Below are 19,128 nucleotides of genomic sequence, written 5' to 3' on the forward strand. Positions count from 1 at the left end.
AGGGGAGCGGCGACGGAATGGTAGCACCATCACAAGTCGGCAAACTGAAAGGCCGACAAGGAGATTCAGCTCCTTGCCGGCCTTTCGGGCAGGCACCCGGCTGCGCCTCACGCCGGTCGCTGCAGAGAGTCGTCCGGGACGCAGGGCAACGCCCCGGACGACGGGGAGGGGAAAGCTGGGTCCGGTTGGCCTTCCCTCGGGTTCGGGCCTACTTGCCGCAGTTGCCCCTGACTGACCATCCCGCGAAGACCTGGTTGAAGAAGGTCCGGGTCTTCCCGATGTGCGGTTTGATCCCCCAGGCGTGGGACTTGGCCTGGTTCGCAGCCAGGTGCACCACGGCACCGGCCTTGCACCACTGCTGCTGGAGCTGCTTGCCCGAGGAGAAGGGGATGGTCTCGTCCCGGGTGGAGTGGTTGATCAGGACGGGCATGCTCGGCTTGAGATTGCCGATCTTGTTCTCCGCCAGGATCGACCTGAAGGGTTCGAGGGCGAACTGCTCGGACAGCGGCTTCCCGTTCTTCATCAACTTGCTGGAGTGGACATTGGCCAGGCTCTTCTTGTCGCCCATGCAGCTGTCCTCCGCACGGCCGAGGTAGTACTTGCCCATGTTGTTGAGATGCTTGTTCGGGTCTATCCCGTACCCGCCCATGAGCCCGGCCAGGGCGTACAACATGAACATCGACGACTCCTTGCCGTCGACGACCTTGGTCAGCTGGGACAGATCGGCCGGAGGCGCTCCGATCGAGGCCTCGACGATGTTGAGTTCGGGGGCCCAGCTGGAGGCGAGTTCGGCGGCTGCGGCAGCTGCGCCGCCACCCTGGGAGTAACCGACGATCCCGATGGGCGAGTCGGGGGACAGCCTGGCGTTCGGGAGCTTCAGCGCTGCCCGGGCGGCGTCCAGCACGGCCCGGCCCTGGGAGATCCGGTTCATGTAGGTGTGGGTGCCCGGGGTGCCCAAACCCTGGTAGTCGGTCATCGCCACCGCGTAACCCTCACGCAGGAGGTTCCAGTAGAAGAGTTCCTCGTAGGCGAGGAAGCGGGCCGAGCGACGGGAGGGGGCGCAGCGGTCGGCCATCCCCTGGGTGACCGGGGCATAGGCGATGACGGGGCGGGGGCCTGCACCCGTCCACGGCTCGGTCGGCACGACGACCAGGCTGGAGACGGCGACGGGGGCCCCGCTGCGGTCGGTCGAGGAATAGAGCATGCGGGTGGAGTGGTAGGAGATGGACGCCACATTGGCCGGGTCGATCCCTCGCCGGGCGGCCTCGGTGCGGATGATGGTGCCGGGTTTGGCGGGGATCGTTTTCGGCGGTTGGTAGAAGGCCGGGCGGGCTTCCTCGACCTTGCCGCTTGCCGTCCTGGACCCTGAGGTGCCGGGGGGCTTGCGGATTTCGGCTGCGGAGGCGACGGGCGTGATGCCCGCGAGGGCTGTCGCGGAGACGACAAGGCAGGCGAGACCTCGTGCGATGCGCATATGGCGTTTCCTTTTTCCGTTCTTCGCCCGTGTCTGCCGGGTGGGCTGTTCTGTGTTTCGGTCGCAGTGAGGGCGTGTGACAGAAACCCACGGCCTTCGCCGTGGACGGGCGTGGTGAGGTGGCGCACAGATGCACCTTTTGCACTAAATGGCGTTCATCATGATCCTTCATATAGCGCATAGGTGCACTGCGCGGGCATCGTAGCACCGCTCCTGACCAGCAGGTTCGCTGACCCTTCAGTCAATTTCGGGAAAGTTCACGCATTTTTCGAGATGAATATACGGGTGCAACTTCTTGAGGGCTCTTACCTCTTATTGGTGAAGTTGTTTCCGGATCATTGATGGGTGAATTTCTTGAGGTCTCGAGATGACAGCCGGGCGGGTGCTGTTGTCGGGCCGAGTGCGATGTTCTGTGGGGAGGCCTGGGGGAATGTCGCCCAGGGTGGTCGAATCCTGCCCGTTCGCCGAGTTGCCTTGTGGTCCAACGCTTTTGGTTAATGTGTCGGGCTGGTGACCTGCGAGTGCACCATTCTTCGGAGGGTGCCGGGGGTCGCGACTTTCTGATGGGCAATGCCTATCGCTCCGATTGATGACATCCATTGCGGGGGTTTCGGTGACGGGCGGCGCACCTTGTCGCGAGATGCGGCCATCGCCCGGCAGTACCTAATCGAGCTCGGCGCGAAGAAGTGGGTCGACCCGGTCCTCATTAAATGAAAATGAAAATCTTTTGACTTCGGTCGCTCCGGGGCGCCCGCGCGTTGCGGACCAGCCCCACCGCTCGACGCGCGGGCCCCCGTTCAGCGCAACGCCCGGCCGGACCCCCAGACGCCTCGACCGGACAACGAGAAGACTGGGGGCCACCCGGCTTCTACCAGTCGGCGCCCAGGCACTGAGCGCGCGCCGTCGTCTCCACCTGGAGAGTGGCGTGGGCGATGTCGAACTTCTCCCGCAACATGGCGCTCGCCGGCGCGAGGATGTCGGTTTTGTGCTCGGCCGTGGTGACCAGGTGTGCCGTGGCCACGTTCATCCCGGAGGTCAACTGCCACAGGTGCAGGTCGTGGACCTCGGTGACCTCGGGAACCTCCTCCAGGGCCTTCTGTACCTGAAGGGGCTCGATGCCGGCGGGAGCGTGCTGTCCCAGCACGGCCAGTACCTCCTTGCCCAGGGTGGCGGCACGCACGGCGACGAAGAGCGCGATGGCCAAGGCCACCCCGGTGTCCCACCAAGGAGATCCGGTGAGATGGACGAGGGCGGCGGCCACGATCACGCCCACCGACCCGAGGGTGTCGGCCAGCACCTCCAGGTAGGCCCCTTTGACATTCAGGCTCTCCCCGGCGCCGCTGTGCAGCAGGGCCAATCCGATCACGTTGACCACGAGGCCGAGCGTGCCGACCGCCAGCATGGTCGTCGAGGCCGGTTCGTGATGGGCACCCAGGCGGGCGACGGCTTCGACGGCGATGTAGACCGACACCCCGAGCATGATCAACACGGCCAGCCCGGAGGCGAAGACCTCGGCCCGGTAGGAGCCGAAGGTCCGGCGCCCGGTGGTGTCGGGGCGGGTGGCGATCCGGGAGGCCACGAGGGCGGCGCCCAGGGTGACCACGTCTGCTGCCATGTGCCCGGCGTCGCTGATCAGGGCGAGGGAACCGGCGGAGAGACCGGCGACCAGTTCGACGACGAAGAAGGCGGCGATCAGCGCGAAGGAGACGGCCAGTCGCCACTGGTGTCGTCCGGTGGCCGAAGCGCTGACGTGCCCGTGCCCATGTCCGTGGCCGTGCCCGTGGCCGCTCACCGGGCGTCCCTCAACTGGTCGGTGTGCGTTGCGCGGGTCTCGACCGAGTGTTCGTGCAGGGTGTGTTCGCGGGTGACGTCGAGCAGCATCCGTACGTGGGCGTCGAAGAGTCGGTAGAAGACATTGCGGCCTTCGCGACGGCCGGCGACCACGCCGGAGGCGCGGAGCAGCCGGAGTGCTTGGGAGACGGTGGTCTCGGTGGTCCCGGTCGCGGCGGCCAGATCGCAGACGCACAGCTCGCCGCCTTCGAGCAGGGCGTACAGGATGCGGGCGCGGGTGGCGTCGCCGAGCAGCTTGAACAGGGCGCTGACCCGGGTGATCTCTTCCTCGGCGGGGATCTGTGCCGCGACGAGGCGGACCTTGTCCGGGTTGACCGAACCGGTCGCGCAGCCGTCGAGCCCCCGAACGGTCTCCGACATGACTACCTCCGATGAACGCTATATCTGAATAACTGCACAGATGATAGGCCATCATGTCGTAGGAGTGGGGAGCGCCCCGACACGCCAATATCTTCGGGTTTTTTTCTTCAGCACCACAACATGTAGGGTCTGTGTCGCTGGTGGTCCGCGCTCGACAAGCGCGGGGAAAGAGGGAACCCGGTGAGAATCCGGGACTGCCCCGCAGCGGTGAATGGGAACGAAACCCGTCAAAAGCACTGGGTACACACCTGGGAAGCGACGGGCAGTAGGCGGCAACAGGCACAGCCCCAGCCACGCCCATGAGTCCGAAGACCTGCCTCCGGTGCGTACGGCGACAGCCCTATGCGTCCACGGCCTCGAGGGAGGGCCGGGCGACACCCCGCGCAGCCATGCCATCGCGCGCCCGTCGTCCCCACCCCGCGGCCCCGACCTGCGAGGAGACAGACGATGACCAGCACCACATCCCCGCCTGCACCAACGCGCGCCCACCGCGAGGACCCCACCGGTGACCTGCCCACCGTCACCGTCACCGCCGCCGACGGCACCACCACGGCGCTCGACCGGACACGCATCCACCGGCTCCTCGCCCAAGCCACCCACGGCATCCCCGATGTCACCGCCGAACCAGTCCTGCACGAACTACGCCGCACCGTCTACGACGGCATCACCCAGGACGAACTGGCCACCGCGCTCGTCCTCGCCGCCCGCACCCTCGTCGAACGCGAACCCCGCTACTCCCAGGTCGCCGCACGACTCCTCCTCGACCGGATGCGCACCGAAGCCCTCACCCACCTCGCCGGAACGCCACGACAGCTCACCGCCGAGGAGATGAACGACGAATACGCCCGCTACTTCCCCACCTACCTCCGCAGAGCCGTCGACATCGGACGCGTCGACCCCGAACTGCTCACCTACGACCTCGACCGCATCGGCGCCGCCCTCGACGGCACCGCCGACCTCGACTTCGGCCTCCTCGGACTGCAAACCGTCTACGACCGCTACGTCCTCCACGAAGACGGCACCCGCTTCGAACTACCCCAAGCCTTCTTCATGCGCGTCGCCATGGGCCTGGCCCTCCGCGAGGACGACCGGGAAACCCGGGCCATCGAGTTCTACCGGATGCTCTCCGGCTTCGACCTGATGACCTCCACCCCCACCCTGTTCAACGCCGGCACCACCCGCCCCCAACTCTCCAGCTGCTTCCTCACCACCGTCGACGACGACCTCGACAGGATCTTCTCCTCCTACCGGAACAACGCACTCCTCGCGAAATACTCCGGCGGCCTGGGCAACGACTGGACCCCCGTCCGCGGACTCGGCGCCCACATCCACGGCACCAACGGACGCAGCCAGGGCGTCGTCCCCTTCCTGAAGATCGCCAATGACACCACCGTCGCCGTCAACCAAGGCGGCAAACGCAAAGGCGCAGCCTGCGCCTACCTGGAGACCTGGCACATCGACATCGAGGAATTCCTCGACCTGCGGAAGAACACCGGCGACGACCGACGCCGCACCCACGACATGAACACCGCCCACTGGATCCCCGACGAGTTCATGCGTCGCCTCGAATCCGACAGCTCCTGGACCCTGTTCTCCCCCGACGAGACCCCCGACCTGCACGACCTGTACGGCGAGGACTTCAGCCGCAGATACGCCGAGTACGAAGCCGCCGCCGACCGCGGAGAGATCCGCCTGCACCGACGGATCCCCGCCAAGGACCTGTGGCGACGCATGCTCACCATGCTCTTCGAAACCGGACACCCCTGGATCACCTTCAAAGACCCCTGCAACCTGCGCTCGCCGCAGCAACACGCCGGCGTCGTCCACTCCTCCAACCTGTGCACCGAGATCACCCTCAACACCACCTCCGACGAAGTGGCGGTGTGCAACCTGGCCTCGGTCAACCTCGCCCGACATGTCACCCCGTCCGGGTTGGACGTCGACAAATTACGACGCACCGTGCGCACCGCCGTCCGGATGCTCGACAACGTCATCGACATCAACCACTACACGATCCCGGAGACCCGCCGCTCCAACCTGCGCCATCGCCCGGTCGGGCTCGGACTCATGGGACACCAGGACGCCCTGTTCACCCTCGGCATCCCCTACGCCAGCGACGACGCCGTCGACTTCGCCGACCGTTCCACCGAGACCCTCAGCTACTTCGCCATCGAAGCCAGCGCCGATCTCGCCGCCGACCGGGGCACCTACCAGAGCTACGAGGGTTCCCTGTGGAGCCGGGGCATCCTGCCGATCGACTCCCTGCGCCTGCTGGCCCAGGCCCGCCACGACGGTGAACTCGACATCGACACCAGCAGCACCCTCGACTGGGACCGACTGCGCGACCACGTGCAGGCGAACGGGATGCGCAACTCCAATGTGATGGCGATCGCACCCACCGCGACGATCAGCAATATCTGCGGTGTCGCCGCCTCCATCGAACCCCAGTTCCAGAACCTCTTCGTCAAGGCCAACATGTCCGGTGACTTCACCGTCGTCAACGGGCATCTCGTCGCCGACCTGAAGAAATACGGGCTGTGGGACGAGGAGATGATCGCCGACCTCAAATATCACGACGGCGCCCTGGCCCGGATCGACCGCATCCCCGAAGACCTGCGGCGCATCTACGCGACCGCCTTCGACATCGACCCCCGCTGGTTGATCGCGGCGGCCTCGCGTCGCCAGAAATGGATCGACCAGGCCCAGTCCCTGAACCTGTACGTCGCCGAACCCAGCGGGCGGGCCCTGGACGAGCTGTACCGTTCCGCCTGGCGGTCCGGGCTGAAGACCACGTACTACCTGCGGGCCCGCGCCGCCACCCAGGTCGAGAAATCCACCCTTCGGGGTACCGACGGGCGACTCAACGCGGTCTCCCCGGCAGGAGGGCCTGCGGCTGTGCCCGCAGCCGGCCCGGTCGACCTCTCCGCAGGGCCCGCCGTGGCCCCCGCCGCCTGCTCCCTCACCGACCCCGAATGCGAGGCCTGCCAGTGACCACCCGCGAACATCTCCAGGACAGTTCCTCGTTCGACAGCCTGCACACCCAGGACGTGGGGCGGGTCCACGTCGACGACAAGGCGATGATCAACGCCCGGTCCGACGTCAACCAGCTCCTCCCGATGAAGTACGGGTGGGCCTGGGAGAAGTACATTGCCGGGTGCAGCAACCATTGGATGCCCACCGAGGTCGCCATGCAGGCCGATATCGCCCAGTGGCGTTCGGCCGACGCCCTCACCGACGACGAACGACTCATGCTCAAACGCAATCTCGGGTTCTTCGCCACTGCGGAATCCCTCGTCGCGAACAACATCGTCCTGGCCGTCTACCGGCACATCACCAACCCGGAGTGCCGGCAATATCTGCTGCGGCAGGCCTTCGAGGAGGCCGTGCACACGCACACCTTCCAGTACATCTGTACGAGCCTGGGCCTCGACGAGGGCGAACTGTTCAACATGTACCGCGAGGTGCCCTCGATCACCGACAAGGACGCCTGGGCGTTGAAATACACCCAGAACCTGGAATCGGACACCTTCGCCACCGGCACCGTCGAAGCGGACCAGGCCTTCCTGCGGGATCTCGTGGCCTTCTACGTCGTCTTCGAGGGGATGTGGTTCTACACGGGATTCGCGCAGATCCTCTCCCTGGGGCGGCGGGGGAAGATGGTCGGCATCGCCGAGCAGTACCAGTACATCCTGCGGGACGAATCGATCCACCTGAACTTCGGCATCGACTGCATCAACCAGATCAAGTTGGAGAACCCGCACCTGTGGACGGCCGACTTCCAGGACGAGGTGCGGACCATGCTGCGGGAGGCCTGTGACCTGGAGATCGCCTACGCTCGCGACATCATGCCCCGGGGGATGCTCGGCATGACCGTGGCCCACGTCGAGCAGTACATGCATTTCATCACCGACCGCAGGTGCGGACAGTTGGGCCTGACAGCCCTCTACGGCGAGGACGAGAACCCCTTCCCGTGGATGTCCGAATCCATGGACCTGGTCAAGGAGAAGAATTTCTTCGAGACCCGGGTCACCGAGTACCAGACCGGCGGCTCCCTCTCCTGGGACTGACCGCAGGTCGTCGGACGGGCCCGCCCTCACCCCTACGCGTCGGGTGTGAGGGCGGGCCTTCTATGTCCAGAGCTGCGGCGGTCTTATCGCCTGCGGGCCCAGACCACCAGGACCAGAGTGGCGACGGCCAGGATAGCGATGACGTCGTAGGAGCTGCGGGCCAGGGCTGCTACCTGCTGCTGCAACCAGTCCTGAGTGCTCACCGGGACCAGCTCCGGCATCGTCAACAGCCCGTCGGTGGCCCAGAAGAGCACGCCCAGGGCTACGATCAATGCCCCGGTGAGCAGCGACGTCGAATGCAGCTCCCGCCCGAGGACCCGCACCGGGCGTCCTCGCAGCGCGGCCCGGGAACGATCGCTCATCCGGTGCCAGGCCGCCGCGATCAACAGCAGCGGAACGACCATCCCGGCGCCGTACACGGCGAGCAGCCCGCCGGCCGCAACCGTGTTACCGCGCGTCGCCGCGAGAGTGAGGACCGCGCCCAGGATCGGCCCGACACAGAAACCGGTGACTCCACCGGCCGCGCCCAGCAGGACCGTCTTGAGCGCGCCGGTGCGGCGGGTCGTGCTTTCCTGGAGGCCACGAATCCCCGGTAGCGCGCTAGCGGCGTCGAAACCGAGACCGGCCATCTGCGCCAGCCCGAGGATCACCAGCACAATCGCCGTGACCAGCACGATTGTCTCGCGCTGGGTGGCCACGACCGACCCCAGCGCGCCGACACCCAACCCCAAGGGGACCAGAACCGTCAACAGCCCGGCGTAGAACAGCGCCCCGTGCAGGAACAGCCGAGGACCGGTGCCCACCGTCGCCGCGAAGAAAGCCGGGAGCAGGAGAGCCCCGCATGGGCTCAGCAGCGCGAGCGTGCCACCGAGGAAAGCAGCGAGTAGTCCGACGTCCATCGATCAGCGCTTGCTCGCCGCGAGAGCCTGCTCGAAGGCTTGCACGAAGACCTCCGTCGGCTGCGCCCCGGAGATCGGTTTCGCGCCCATGAGGAAGGCCGGAGTGGCAGCGGCACCGAGTTCGGCGGCCAGCTTCTCGTTCCGAGCGATCTCTCCAAGAGCTTCGGTGCTCTCCATGTCCTCCTTGAACTTCTTCGCGTCCAGACCCATCTCGGTGGCGGTGGCGATCAGTGCGTCAGCGGTCAGCTGAGGCTTGGGACGTGTCTTCCCTTCGGGGAAGAGCTTGTCGTGGTAGTCCCAGAAACGTCCCTGACGGGCAGCGGCGTAGGAGGCCAGCGACGCCCGCTTCGAGTTCTCGCCGTACATGTTGACATCACGCCACTCGATGCGCAGCTGACCGGCCTCCGCGCGTTTCTTCATCTCCGGGAGAGTGGCATGGGTCCACCGGGCGCAGAAGGAGCACTGGTAGTCGGAGAAGACGATCAACACGACCGGGGCATCGACAGGTCCAGCGCTGAGCAGATCCTTGGCATCGCGGCGCTGCACCTTCTTGAGCGCCTCCTCGATGCTCGCCGGGGCAGGGCTCTGCTCCTTCCCCTCGGGAGCGGACTTCGTGGCCGCCGCAGGACTGCCCGGCTGCTGAGGTCCGTTGTTCTGCTGCGCGAGATAGGTGAGCAGCAACAGGGACGCCGCGACGATGACGACCGTGATCGGCACCGCCCAGGACCGCCATCGTACCGGGGTGGGTCGTTCGGGCATGGGCTTCTCCTCGTCGTGCGGATGATGTCGCCGGGTGCTGTGCCGGAGCTTTTGACTATGACACATAGTCGACTATGCATCGTCGTCGACCGTCTGGGAGACTCGGGCCCATGACGCGAGGAAAAACCACCGGTGATATGCGCGCACCACGCCCCACCGACCACCCGCGCCTCGGCCCCCTCGAAGCCCACGTCCTGGACATCCTCTGGGACCGGGGGCCGTCCTCCATCCGCGAGGTCATCACCACCCTCGACGGGCGACCCGCCTACACCACCATCGCCACCGTCCTCGGCCACCTCGTCGGCAAAGGACTCGTCGAGACACACAAGGACGGACGATCGGTGCGCTACGCCGCCCGCACCAGCCGCGAAGCCCACACGGCCTCCCTCATGAGCCACGCCCTCGACGCCAGCCACGACCGCGCCGCCTCGATCCTGCACTTCGTCGAGACCATCCCCGAGGACGACCGAGCACTGCTCCGCGCCTACCTCGCCACCCAACACGCCCAGGGCGAACGGTGACCGTCGACTCCGGCCCCGCACTGGCCCTCGCGACGACGATCACGCTCGGACTCCTGATCTCAGCGGTCGGCGCACCCCTCCTGCTCCGCCGGGCCGCACCCGCGCTGATGCACCGACCCCGCACCGCCGCGCATCTGCTCACCGCAGGAATGACCCTGTGGACACTGGCCACGATCGTCCTCGGCCCCCTCTACGCCTGGGCACTGGCCGGACCTCGCCTGCTGGGGCACACCCCGGAGAGCTGCGGTCGATGCTCAACCGGCCCCGTCGACGGACCCTTCGTCACTGAAACTCCCACCGCAGCAATCGCTCTCCTCGTCGGATCGGCGCTCGCCGGGAGTGCGCTCGTCCTGTCCATGGCCAGGGCAGGGCGGCGACGGTCCCGGGCCACCAGGCGAACCTCAGCCCGGCTGCGCGCCCGAGGAACGGCCATCAGGCTGCACGGACACGATGTCGTCATGGTCGACGACCAGCGTCCCTTCGCGGTGGCCCTGCCCGGCAGACACGGCGGCATCGTCCTTTCCACAGGAGCCCGTGGTGTCCTCGACCAGCGGGAACTCGCTGCCGTTCTCGCCCACGAAGCCGCTCACCTCACGCAATGGCACCACCTGATCGGCGGATTCGCGGCGCTGTTGGCCCGCCCGCTACGAGCGGTGCCGCTCATCGCTGCGGCGGCAGACGCCATTCCGCACTACCTGGAGATCGCCGCCGACGACGAGGCCAAGGCGAGTGTCGGCACGCCAGCTCTCGCAGCTGCACTGCTGCGGCTGGGTGAACCCGTCGCCCTCCCCGTGCCGGAGGTCGGTGAGGTGCATGCCCTGCACGCCGCCGGACCTCAACGGATCCGGCATCTGGTGTGCCCGGACGACCCTGTTCCGGCGGCCCGCCCGGCGGTTCTCCTCACGGCCGGGGTGATCGCCCTGGCCTTCGCCGGAGCAGCGGCGCCGATGCCCTACGTCGGGATGGCCGTCCTGGGTTGTGCCTGACCGGGTCGCCGCTTCACCACGATGCCGTCAAGGATGCGCGGTCATGTGATCAAGGCGTTGATGCGGGCGTTGACGGCCTCGAGTTCCTGGTCCGGTTCTCCTCGGCCGGTCATGATCCGATCCGCGACGTCGCCGCCGAGTTTGTTGATGTCGATGCCTCTGTCGACGATCGGATAGGGGGCGGTGTTCTTCCGATCCTCGGCTGCATCGAGGAAGACCTTGGGATCCAACCCTTTGCGGTGTGCGAACTTCGTCGTCATCGTCTCGACGGCTTTGCCCGCGCTACTGGTGACGGCAGGGAGAACCACTCCTGCGTCGGCGACGATGTCCTGGCAGGCTTTCGACCCCAGGAAAGCGACCAGTTTGACGGCCTCCTGCGGATACTTGGTTCCGGCTGACACCGAGTCGGCGAGTCCGTTCAGGACGGTGCGTCGACCGACCGGCCCGATGGGCAAGGGCAGCACGGTGACATCGGTTTTCCCTGCCGCATAGGTGCCCATGCCCCAGGAACCGTCGGCGACCATGGCCACGGTCCCGCCGTCCAGGAGGGCTGAACGACCCAGCTTGCCGACCTTGTCGGGGGAGGGGATGTACCCCTTTTTCACCATGCGCTGGAACCAGGCGAAGGTCTGGGCGAGCTTCGGGTCGCCGTAGTTGAGGGAACGGGGGAAGGGATGGGTGTCGGCATAGGACCAACCGTTGGACAACGCGAAGTTGGCCCACCATGTCTGGCCGTATCCGTCTGCGGGGTCGTAGGCGTACAGACCGTAGGTCTTCACCGATGAGGCGTCGAAGCCGGGGTCGGTCCCTCGACGGCCGGCGGAGTCGACGCTGAGGGCGGCGATGAAGGTCTCGAAGGTACCCCCGTCGGTGGGATTCCAGGTGAGCTGACCGGCCTGTTCCAGGGTGGTTCCCGTGCCGTTGAGCAGCTCGGTGTTGACGAACAGGCCGATGGTGTCGAAGTCCTTGGGGATGCCGTAGCGCTTTCCGTCCCGTATCCACATCTCGGCGAGCCCCGGACGGAACTTCTCCAGGTCGACCCGGTGCTCGGTGACGGCCTGGTCCAGTTCCAGGAGTTGTCTGCCGCTCTGCAGCTGGGGATAGCGGGCGACATGGTTGGTGAAGACGTCCGGAGCCTTGCCCGCAGCCATCTTGGTGCTCAGTGACGTCCAGTACTCGTCCCAACCGGTCTGGTCGATCTTGACCGAGATCTTCGGATTCTCCTTCTGGAATGCTGCGATGCACGCGGTGTAGGCGCCTTGTTGGGCCTTGTCCCACAGGGCGTAGGTCAGTTCGGTCTTTCCGTCGGTGCCCCCGGAACCCTTGCTCTTCGCGGCGCCGCCGCAGGCGGAGAGCCCGACGAGCAAGGATCCGGTGAGGACCACAGTGAGAACGGTTCGGGTGTGTGTCATCGGTTGTCCTTCACGAGAGGCGTGGGCGAGCACAGGAGTCACTTGACGCCGGTGAAATTCAGGGATGCGACGAGCCGGCGTCCGAAGACCGAGAGGATCACCAGGACGGGCAGGACGGAGAGCACACTGCCGGCCATGAGCCCGGCCCAGTCGGGCTGTTGGCTTCGGCTCTGGGCGAGGAAGCTCGAGAGCCCGACGTTGAGCACTTTGGTGGTCTCGGTCCCGACCAGCAGGGGCCATAGATAGTCGTTCCAGGTGGTGACCGCGGTGACGATGGCCAGGGTGATGATCGGCCCGCTGACGCAGGGGGCGACGACCCGGGTGAATATCTGCCACCGGTTGCAGCCGTCGAGCATCGCGGCCTCTTCCAGTTCGCGGGGCACACCGAGGAAGAACTGACGCATGAAGAAGACGGCGAAGGGGGTGACGAAGAAGGTCGGGGCGGCCAGGGCGGCGAAGGTGTCGAGGAGGTCGAGATTCTTCATCAGTACGAAGTTGGGCAGAGCGGTGAAGATCGGTGGGACCATCAGTCCGGAGAGGAAGATCCCGAAGAGGAACTCGCGACCTGGGAAGGTCAATCGGGCGAAGGCGTATCCGGCCATGGTGGAGAAGGTCACCTGACCGGTCACGACGATGGTGGTGTAGACCACAGAGTTGCTCAGGTAGGCGAGGAACTGGAGTTCGCTGTCGCTGTCGGGGCCTACGCCCAGCACTCGGGCGTAATTGTCCAGGGTCCATGCGCCTTGGGCTGCGGCGAACGGGGAGCTGAAAAGTGTGTCCCGGGGAGCCAACGAGGTGCGGAGCACCCACAGCAGAGGAAGGATCTCGAGGAGTACCCACAGGGTGAGGAAGGCGATGCCGAACACGCCGAAGGCGGTGGGTCGGCGGGGGCGTGCCCGTGACGTCATGACGTTTTCCTCTCTTCGTCGGTGCTGGTCAACGCGAACTGGAGGGCGGTCAGCCCGGCGAGCAGCACGAGCATGACGACGGCGATTGCGCTGGCGTATCCGAGATCGAAGGTCGTGAAGGCCTTGGTGTAGATGTAGTAGAAGACGACATTCGTGGCATTGGACGGCCCTCCTTGGGTGGCGACCGCGACGGTGTCGAAGATCTGGAAGCTGCCGATCGTCGAGATGACCAGGACGAGGGTGAGGACCGGCTTGAGCAGCGGCAGGGTGAGGTGCCAGAACGTGCGTGCCGTGCCGGAACCGTCGACGGCTGCGGCTTCGTAGAGGCTGGGGTCGATTCGTTGCATGCCGGCCAGGAGCAGAAGCGTCTGGTAGCCGGTGTATCGCCAGGTGTTGACCAGGGCGACGGTCGTGATCGCGGAATCCGGATGGTTGAAGTACCCGTGGCGGCCCAGTCCGAGTGCGTCCGTGACGCCGTTGACCGCGCCCAGGGTCGGGTCGAGCAGCCACATCCACAACAGGGTGACGGTGACTCCGGGGATGAGCCAGGGCAGGAGGAACAGGGTACGCCAGAACGGTTGTCGGGCGAACCGGTCGAGGATCAGGGCGAGTAGGAGGGCGACAGCGGTCTGGCTGGCGATATTGACCGCGACGTAGTGGGAGGTGACGAGTAGTCCGTCCCAGAAGAGTGGGTCCTCGCTGAGCCGACGGTAGTTCTCCAGGCCGACGAATCGGCCGGGGGCCAGGGTGGTGCTGTCGGTGAAGCTGAACCAGATGCCGCGCAGCGTGGGTGCCAGGGAGAAGGCGAGGAATCCGATCGAGGCCGGGAGCAGGAAGTAGGCCGCGGTTCGTGCGTCGCCGGCGGGGCTTTTCTTGCGACGGGTGCGGGGAGAGGGGGTCGGCAAGGACACCGGAAGCTCCTTTGCTGTCCGGACATCAGCTTTTGCCGTGAATTGTATTGAGGCAGATATGTATTGATGGCGCCACCCTTGGTGGGGGCGCCATCGTGAGTGCTGTTAAATTAGCCGTGAATAACGCGAAATAACTGGACATTTGTCCAGCTTCTCGGGGACGTGGACGTGACCCAGAAAAGCGCCGGCATATCTCCAGGAGGAGGGAAAGCAGGTGCTCTCGTCCGACTCAACCCGAGGCGGCAGCGCGCCCGATCGGGCAGCCGAAGCTCACTGCCGACTGTCGGGATGAGGGAAAACCGGCACCGATGTCCGGCACAACACCCTGCGGTAGTAAGCCCGGGTCGTCGGTCGGAATCCGCGGACCAATCCGTGTACGGATTGGCGGATCGTCGCCGGCGCACCCTGGGATGAGCTGTGCGCCGCCGACTGTCTGCCGAGCACCAGATCCAGATTCTTCCAGTAGGAGCTCCGCAACTCGGGTTGTGCACCCAGCAGCGTGAGATAGTCGGCGCCCCCGGAGATCTGGGTGCGGGAGAGACGGTAGGCCACCGCAGGGGTGGCCAGCCTGCGCAGTCGGGCCCCGCCCGCGGCCATCCGCAGCCACAGATCATAATCCTGGGCCCGTCGAAGGGACCGGTACCCGCCGACCGACTCCACGGCGGATCGGCGGGCCAGCATGCTGGAGTGGAACAACGGATTGTGGATCGTCAGGATCGCCGGCAACTCCTGGGCCGACAACGGGAAGGTCAGGCTCGGCTTGGCCCAGTGCCCGTTGCCGAAGACCAGCGCGCCGGTGAAGACGGCGTCATGCCCCTCTGCGGCCGGGAGCATCCGAGGGAAACGCCACGGCAGGGAGATGTCGTCGGCGTCCATATTCGCGATGAATTCGCTGTCGGTAGAGTCCAGGACGGTCTGTCGTGCCGCTCCACTGCCCCGGGATGTCGAATGTTGCAGGATCCGGATGCGCCGGTCCGTCAGGGCGTCGACCACTTCGGCGGTCCGATCGGTGCTCCCGTCATCGCAGACCACGAGTTCGCTGTCGTCGGGGGCGGACCGGAGAGCTGAGGAGATCGCCGTCGCGATCGTTCCCTCCGCATTGTGGGCAGCCATCATGATCGTCAGTCTGGGCATCTCTTCTCCGATCGAGGGCGGACGAGGGAGGGGTGTCTGGTCGATGCCCTTGCCGGGTGCGACCCTTCCTGTGCCGCACGGCCGGAATCCGGGCGGGGACTTCGACCGGATGACCTTCTGCGCAAGGGGAGGAAAGCTCCGGACCTCTCCGGACACTTTCTCCTGGAAGAAAATCGGTCGGTTCCGACATATCGCACTGTAGCGGGAGGTCCGAACGGATCGGTGGCATGTCGGTCCCGTATCGGGAAAATGGATATATGTCGCGAGTCATCCATTTCGAGATCCATGCCGTTGACGTCCCCCGAGCCGTCGCCCTGGAGAAGTTCGCCCTACCGGGAATGGCCTGGCAGGGGTACTACCACGACACCGAGAACAACGTCTTCGGCCTTCACCAGCCCGACCCGGAAGCCGCCTGACGACAACAGAACGGCGTCGGCGCTCCCCTCCAGGGAGCGCCGACGCCGTTCGCCGTGCGCTTGGATCAGGCCGAGGGCGCCGCAGCCTGGATGGCGGTCAACGCGATCGTGTACTCGATGTCCTCGACGAGGGCGCCGCGCGACAGGTCGTTCACCGGAGCGGCGATGCCCTGCAGCATCGGGCCGACCGAGATGACCGATGCGGAACGCTGCACGGCCTTGTACGTGGTGTTCCCCGTGTTGAGGTCGGGGAACACGAAGACCGTCGCCTTACCGGCCACCGGGGAGTCCGGCGCCTTCGAACGGGCCACCGACGCAGTGGTCGCGGCGTCGTACTGCAAGGGGCCGTCCACTGCGATGTCCGGGCGCAGCTCCTTGACCAGGGTGGTCGCCGCCGCGACCTTCTCCACATCGGCCCCGGAACCGGAGGTGCCGGTGGAGAAGGAGATCATCGCGACCCGCGGGTCCAACCCGAAGGCGGCCGCCGAATCGGCGGACTGGATCGCGATATCGGCCAGCTCGTCGGCATTCGGGTCGGGGTTGATCGCGCAGTCGCCGTAGACGACGACCTCGTCGGGCAATCCCATGAAGAACACCGAACTGACGAGCTTCGCCCCAGGCTTGGTGCCCAGGATCTGCAGCGCCGGACGCACCGTATTCGCCGTGGTGTGCACCGCGCCGCTGACCAGACCGTCGACCTCGCCCAGGTGGACCATCACGGTGCCGTAGACGACGGAGTCGCACAACTGTTCCCGGGCGGCAGCCTCGGTCATGCCCTTGTGCTTGCGGCGTTCGACCAGGGCGTCGACATACTTCTGCGGGATGTCCGTCGGATCGATGATCTCGATGGACTCCGGCAGGGCCAGCCCCAGACGGCTGGCCGTGGTCTCCACCTCGTCACGCGGGGCCAGGAGCACACAGTGCGCGATGCCCTTGTTCTCGCAGGAGATCGCGGCAGCCACGGTCCGCGGCTCCGAACCCTCCGGGAGCACGATCCGCTTGCCCGCCTGCCGGGCCCGCGTCGTGAGATAACGACGGAAGGCTGCCGGGCTGAGACGACGCTTGGCGTGGTCGTCGGTGAGGGACTCCACCCACTCCTCGTCGAGGACCTCGGCGGTCGACTCCATCACCAGGCGGGTGCGGGCGTCGTCGTCGGGGGCGATCTCCGGGCCGTGCGAGAGCACCCGGTTGACCGCATCGATGGTGTGGTCCTCGGTGGCGTAGATCGGCAACCCGGTCTTCAACGCCGGCTGGCACAACTCCAACACCCGCTCGTCGGCACGGATACCTGCGGTGAGCAGGATCCCGGCCAGGCGGACACCGTTCATCGTGGCCAGTGCCGCGGACACCAGCACGTCATGCCGGTCCGCGGGGACGACGACCAGCTGGCCGTCCCGCAGAGCGGGGAGGAAGCCCGGCATCGACTGGGCCAGGACGGCCGTCGACTTGATGCGGCGGGTCTCGTCACCGGACTCGTTCAGATTCGTCAGACCCAGCTCTTCGGCGAGGTCACGGACTCGGGGCCACCCGGTGGACTCGGAGGTCTCCACGAAACCGACGACCCGTTCGCCCGTGTTCTCGAAGGCTGCCCGGTAGGCGGCCTCGGTGCCCGGTGCGCCCCGACGCAGGACGATGCCGAGCACACGGCTGGCCTCGCCCACCCGGTAGCTGGACGCGCTGCCCGTGGTGATGGCGGCGATGGCCTGCGGGTCGTGGTCCTTGATGGCTCCGACGACCACGACCTCGGCGTCGAGCGCCTTGGCGAGCATGTGGTTGACCCGCTGGGAGTAGACATTCTCACCGGAGGGGACCAGGCCCTCGATGACGACCACGTCATGTGCGGCGAGGGTCTCGTCGGCGAGTGCGACGACCTCTTCCATGAGGTCGTCGTCCTGCCCCTTGGACAGGCCTGCTTCGAGAGCGGCGACACCGATGGGGTCGGGCGGGTTCAGCGGAGTGACCAGGCGGACCAGGTCGACGGCATGGTCGGGTCGTCCGTGCAGGGCCTGGGCGAAGGGCTTGAGGTAGCCCACGTCGACACCCCGCTCGTCCAGGGCCTGCATCAGACCCAGTGCGGTAGCGGTGCAGTCGGCGCCGTGATTGGCCGGGACGACGAGGATACGGCGGCCCATCTCAGCCTTCCTGACCTGAGGCGGTGATCCGCTGGGCGTCGCGGGCGATGACCAGCTCCTCGTCGGTGGGGACGACGACCGCGGTCGCCGCGCCCGGCTGGGTGATGGTGCCGGCGGCGCCGCGGATGCAGGCGTTGTTCGCCTCGGCGTCGAGGGTCAGCCCGAGGAAACCGAGGTGGGCGATGACGCGGGCGCGCACGCCTTCGTCGTTCTCGCCGATGCCGCCGGAGAAGACGAGCAGGTCGAGGCCGCCCAGCGGGACGGCCAGCGAGGCGACGTACTTGGCGATGCGGTAGCAGAAGACGTCCAGGGCGAGCAGGGCGTCGGCGTCACCGGAGGCGGCTGCGGCCCAGACCTCGCGCAGGTCGTTGCTGACGCCGGAGAGGGCGAGCATGCCGCTGCGCTTGTTGAGGGCGTCGGTGACCTGGTCGACGTCGGCGCCGGTGCGTCCGGCGATATAGGCGAGGATGCCCGGGTCGAGGTCGCCGGAGCGGGTGCCCATCATGACGCCCTCGAGGGGGGTCAGCCCCATGGAGGTGTCGACGCTGACGCCGTCCTTGATGGCGGTGAGCGAGCAACCGTTGCCCAGGTGGGCGGTCACGACGCGCATCTCGGACAGGGGGCGACCGACCATCTCGGCGGCCTGCGCGGAGATGTACAGGTGGCTGGTGCCGTGGAAACCGTAGCGGCGGACGCCGTACTCGGTGTACCACTCCTGCGGGACGGCGTAGCGGTAGGCCACGGCGGGCATCGTCTGGTGGAAGGCGGTGTCGAAGACACCGACCTGGGGCACGTCCGGGTAGGTCGCGGTGACGGCCTCGACCCCGGCGATATTGGCGGGATTGTGCAACGGGGCCAGCGGGATGCACCGGCTGACCTCGGCCATGGCGGCCTCGTCGAGCAGGACGGACTCCGCGAAGGATGCGCCGCCGTGGACCATCCGGTGGCCGACCGAGCTGATCTCGACGCCGTGGGCCTGGGCCCACTCGGTCACCCAGGAGAGGATCCGGCCGACGACTCCCTGGTGGTCGGTGCTGGTCATGCCGTCGAGGGCAGTCTTCTCGGCGCCGATCTTCGCCGTGATCGTGACCTCGGGGGTGCCGACCCGCTCGGAGAGACCGCTGAGATGGCGGACCCCCGTGATCGGGTCGATGAGGGCGAACTTGACAGATGAGCTGCCGCAGTTGAGGACGAGTACCGCTGTGGACACGTCGTGTGAACCTTCCAGAGTTGGTGTCATGACCGGCCGGACGCCACACGCTCCCGATCGCCATCCGCCTTTGGTCGGACCATCACCG

Annotated in this window: 16 protein-coding genes and 1 riboswitch; of the genes, 5 read left to right on the forward strand and 11 right to left on the reverse strand. The window is 66.6% G+C overall.

Features of this window, described 5'->3' with window-relative positions; genetic code table 11:
* Window positions 1–208 precede the first annotated feature (208 nt).
* The 3 genes from AUCHE_RS12165 to AUCHE_RS12175 all read right to left on the reverse strand — a co-directional run bounded on the left by AUCHE_RS12165 (window position 209) and on the right by AUCHE_RS12175 (window position 3,685).
* Window positions 209–1,474 (reverse strand): lipase family protein, encoded by a 1,266-nt coding sequence (locus AUCHE_RS12165; protein ID WP_006503618.1) that lies wholly within the window; start codon window positions 1,472–1,474, stop codon window positions 209–211.
* An 868-nt stretch (window positions 1,475–2,342) separates the two neighbouring features.
* Complete coding sequence (locus AUCHE_RS12170) at window positions 2,343–3,266, reverse strand: cation diffusion facilitator family transporter (protein ID WP_006503619.1); 924 nt, start codon at window positions 3,264–3,266, stop codon at window positions 2,343–2,345.
* Entirely contained in the window at window positions 3,263–3,685 is a 423-nt protein-coding gene (locus AUCHE_RS12175) for an ArsR/SmtB family transcription factor (RefSeq protein ID WP_006503620.1), read from the reverse strand. The genes AUCHE_RS12170 and AUCHE_RS12175 overlap by 4 nt, the downstream gene beginning before the upstream one ends.
* 124 nt (window positions 3,686–3,809) lie before the next feature.
* Window positions 3,810–4,020, forward strand: a riboswitch (cobalamin riboswitch).
* Window positions 4,021–4,132: 112 nt separating this feature from the next.
* Between AUCHE_RS12175 and AUCHE_RS12180 the strand changes: the two genes are divergently transcribed.
* Together AUCHE_RS12180 and AUCHE_RS17975 are read left to right on the forward strand one after the other, a co-directional pair.
* Window positions 4,133–6,676, forward strand: coding sequence for a ribonucleoside-diphosphate reductase subunit alpha (locus AUCHE_RS12180; protein WP_006503621.1), 2,544 nt, complete (start codon window positions 4,133–4,135; stop codon window positions 6,674–6,676).
* Window positions 6,658–7,752, forward strand: a complete 1,095-nt coding sequence (locus AUCHE_RS17975; protein WP_052024912.1) for a ribonucleotide-diphosphate reductase subunit beta — start codon at window positions 6,658–6,660, stop codon at window positions 7,750–7,752. The genes AUCHE_RS12180 and AUCHE_RS17975 overlap by 19 nt, the downstream gene beginning before the upstream one ends.
* Before the next feature lie 83 nt (window positions 7,753–7,835).
* Here AUCHE_RS17975 and AUCHE_RS12190 read toward each other — a convergent pair whose 3' ends face one another.
* Both AUCHE_RS12190 and AUCHE_RS12195 read right to left on the reverse strand, forming a co-directional pair.
* The gene (locus AUCHE_RS12190) at window positions 7,836–8,651 is read right to left on the reverse strand and encodes a cytochrome c biogenesis CcdA family protein (RefSeq protein ID WP_006503623.1); all 816 of its coding nucleotides are present in this window, start codon (window positions 8,649–8,651) and stop codon (window positions 7,836–7,838) included.
* Between the two features lie 3 nt (window positions 8,652–8,654).
* Window positions 8,655–9,410, reverse strand: coding sequence for a DsbA family protein (locus AUCHE_RS12195; RefSeq protein WP_006503624.1), 756 nt, complete (start codon window positions 9,408–9,410; stop codon window positions 8,655–8,657).
* A 110-nt stretch (window positions 9,411–9,520) separates the two neighbouring features.
* Between AUCHE_RS12195 and AUCHE_RS12200 the strand changes: the two genes are divergently transcribed.
* Complete coding sequence (locus tag AUCHE_RS12200) at window positions 9,521–9,931, forward strand: BlaI/MecI/CopY family transcriptional regulator (RefSeq protein ID WP_245706768.1); 411 nt, start codon at window positions 9,521–9,523, stop codon at window positions 9,929–9,931.
* Window positions 9,928–10,917 (forward strand): M56 family metallopeptidase, encoded by a 990-nt coding sequence (locus AUCHE_RS12205; RefSeq protein ID WP_006503626.1) that lies wholly within the window; start codon window positions 9,928–9,930, stop codon window positions 10,915–10,917. The genes AUCHE_RS12200 and AUCHE_RS12205 overlap by 4 nt, the downstream gene beginning before the upstream one ends.
* A 41-nt stretch (window positions 10,918–10,958) precedes the next feature.
* Here AUCHE_RS12205 and AUCHE_RS12210 read toward each other — a convergent pair whose 3' ends face one another.
* From AUCHE_RS12210 to AUCHE_RS15865, 4 genes are all read right to left on the reverse strand, one after another.
* Window positions 10,959–12,329, reverse strand: a complete 1,371-nt coding sequence (locus tag AUCHE_RS12210; protein WP_006503627.1) for an ABC transporter substrate-binding protein — start codon at window positions 12,327–12,329, stop codon at window positions 10,959–10,961.
* A gap of 38 nt (window positions 12,330–12,367) precedes the next feature.
* Window positions 12,368–13,237 (reverse strand): carbohydrate ABC transporter permease, encoded by an 870-nt coding sequence (locus tag AUCHE_RS12215; protein WP_006503628.1) that lies wholly within the window; start codon window positions 13,235–13,237, stop codon window positions 12,368–12,370.
* Entirely contained in the window at window positions 13,234–14,148 is a 915-nt protein-coding gene (locus AUCHE_RS12220) for a carbohydrate ABC transporter permease (RefSeq protein WP_006503629.1), read from the reverse strand. Before AUCHE_RS12220 ends, AUCHE_RS12215 begins: the two co-directional genes overlap by 4 nt.
* 270 nt (window positions 14,149–14,418) lie before the next feature.
* Window positions 14,419–15,282, reverse strand: coding sequence for a glycosyltransferase family 2 protein (locus AUCHE_RS15865; protein ID WP_006503630.1), 864 nt, complete (start codon window positions 15,280–15,282; stop codon window positions 14,419–14,421).
* A gap of 257 nt (window positions 15,283–15,539) precedes the next feature.
* Between AUCHE_RS15865 and AUCHE_RS17115 the strand changes: the two genes are divergently transcribed.
* Complete coding sequence (locus tag AUCHE_RS17115; protein ID WP_006503631.1) at window positions 15,540–15,698, forward strand: hypothetical protein; 159 nt, start codon at window positions 15,540–15,542, stop codon at window positions 15,696–15,698.
* Window positions 15,699–15,763: 65 nt separating this feature from the next.
* Here the strand turns inward: AUCHE_RS17115 and pta are convergent, their stop codons facing one another.
* Together pta and AUCHE_RS12235 are read right to left on the reverse strand one after the other, a co-directional pair.
* Window positions 15,764–17,830, reverse strand: coding sequence for a phosphate acetyltransferase (gene pta / locus AUCHE_RS12230; RefSeq protein WP_006503632.1), 2,067 nt, complete (start codon window positions 17,828–17,830; stop codon window positions 15,764–15,766).
* 1 nt (window position 17,831) lies between these two features.
* On the reverse strand, window positions 17,832–19,040 hold the full coding sequence (locus AUCHE_RS12235; protein ID WP_006503633.1) for an acetate/propionate family kinase: 1,209 nt from the start codon (window positions 19,038–19,040) through the stop codon (window positions 17,832–17,834).
* Window positions 19,041–19,128 lie beyond the last annotated feature (88 nt).

This window comes from Austwickia chelonae NBRC 105200 (assembly GCF_000298175.1).
Lineage (GTDB): Bacteria > Actinomycetota > Actinomycetes > Actinomycetales > Dermatophilaceae > Austwickia > Austwickia chelonae.

Excerpts from the sequence above, each read along its gene's own strand:
- AUCHE_RS12165 (WP_006503618.1), bottom strand. The coding sequence starts at position 1,474 with ATGCGCATCGCACGAGGTCTCGCCTGCCTTGTCGTCTCCGCGACAGCC.
- AUCHE_RS12175 (WP_006503620.1), bottom strand. The coding sequence starts at position 3,685 with ATGTCGGAGACCGTTCGGGGGCTCGACGGCTGCGCGACCGGTTCGGTC.
- AUCHE_RS12180 (WP_006503621.1), top strand. The coding sequence starts at position 4,133 with ATGACCAGCACCACATCCCCGCCTGCACCAACGCGCGCCCACCGCGAG.
- AUCHE_RS17975 (WP_052024912.1), top strand. The coding sequence starts at position 6,658 with ATGCGAGGCCTGCCAGTGACCACCCGCGAACATCTCCAGGACAGTTCC.
- AUCHE_RS12190 (WP_006503623.1), bottom strand. The coding sequence starts at position 8,651 with ATGGACGTCGGACTACTCGCTGCTTTCCTCGGTGGCACGCTCGCGCTG.
- AUCHE_RS12195 (WP_006503624.1), bottom strand. The coding sequence starts at position 9,410 with ATGCCCGAACGACCCACCCCGGTACGATGGCGGTCCTGGGCGGTGCCG.
- AUCHE_RS12200 (WP_245706768.1), top strand. The coding sequence starts at position 9,521 with ATGACGCGAGGAAAAACCACCGGTGATATGCGCGCACCACGCCCCACC.
- AUCHE_RS12210 (WP_006503627.1), bottom strand. The coding sequence starts at position 12,329 with ATGACACACACCCGAACCGTTCTCACTGTGGTCCTCACCGGATCCTTG.
- AUCHE_RS12215 (WP_006503628.1), bottom strand. The coding sequence starts at position 13,237 with ATGACGTCACGGGCACGCCCCCGCCGACCCACCGCCTTCGGCGTGTTC.
- AUCHE_RS15865 (WP_006503630.1), bottom strand. The coding sequence starts at position 15,282 with ATGCCCAGACTGACGATCATGATGGCTGCCCACAATGCGGAGGGAACG.
- AUCHE_RS17115 (WP_006503631.1), top strand. The coding sequence starts at position 15,540 with ATGTCGCGAGTCATCCATTTCGAGATCCATGCCGTTGACGTCCCCCGA.
- pta (WP_006503632.1), bottom strand. The coding sequence starts at position 17,830 with ATGGGCCGCCGTATCCTCGTCGTCCCGGCCAATCACGGCGCCGACTGC.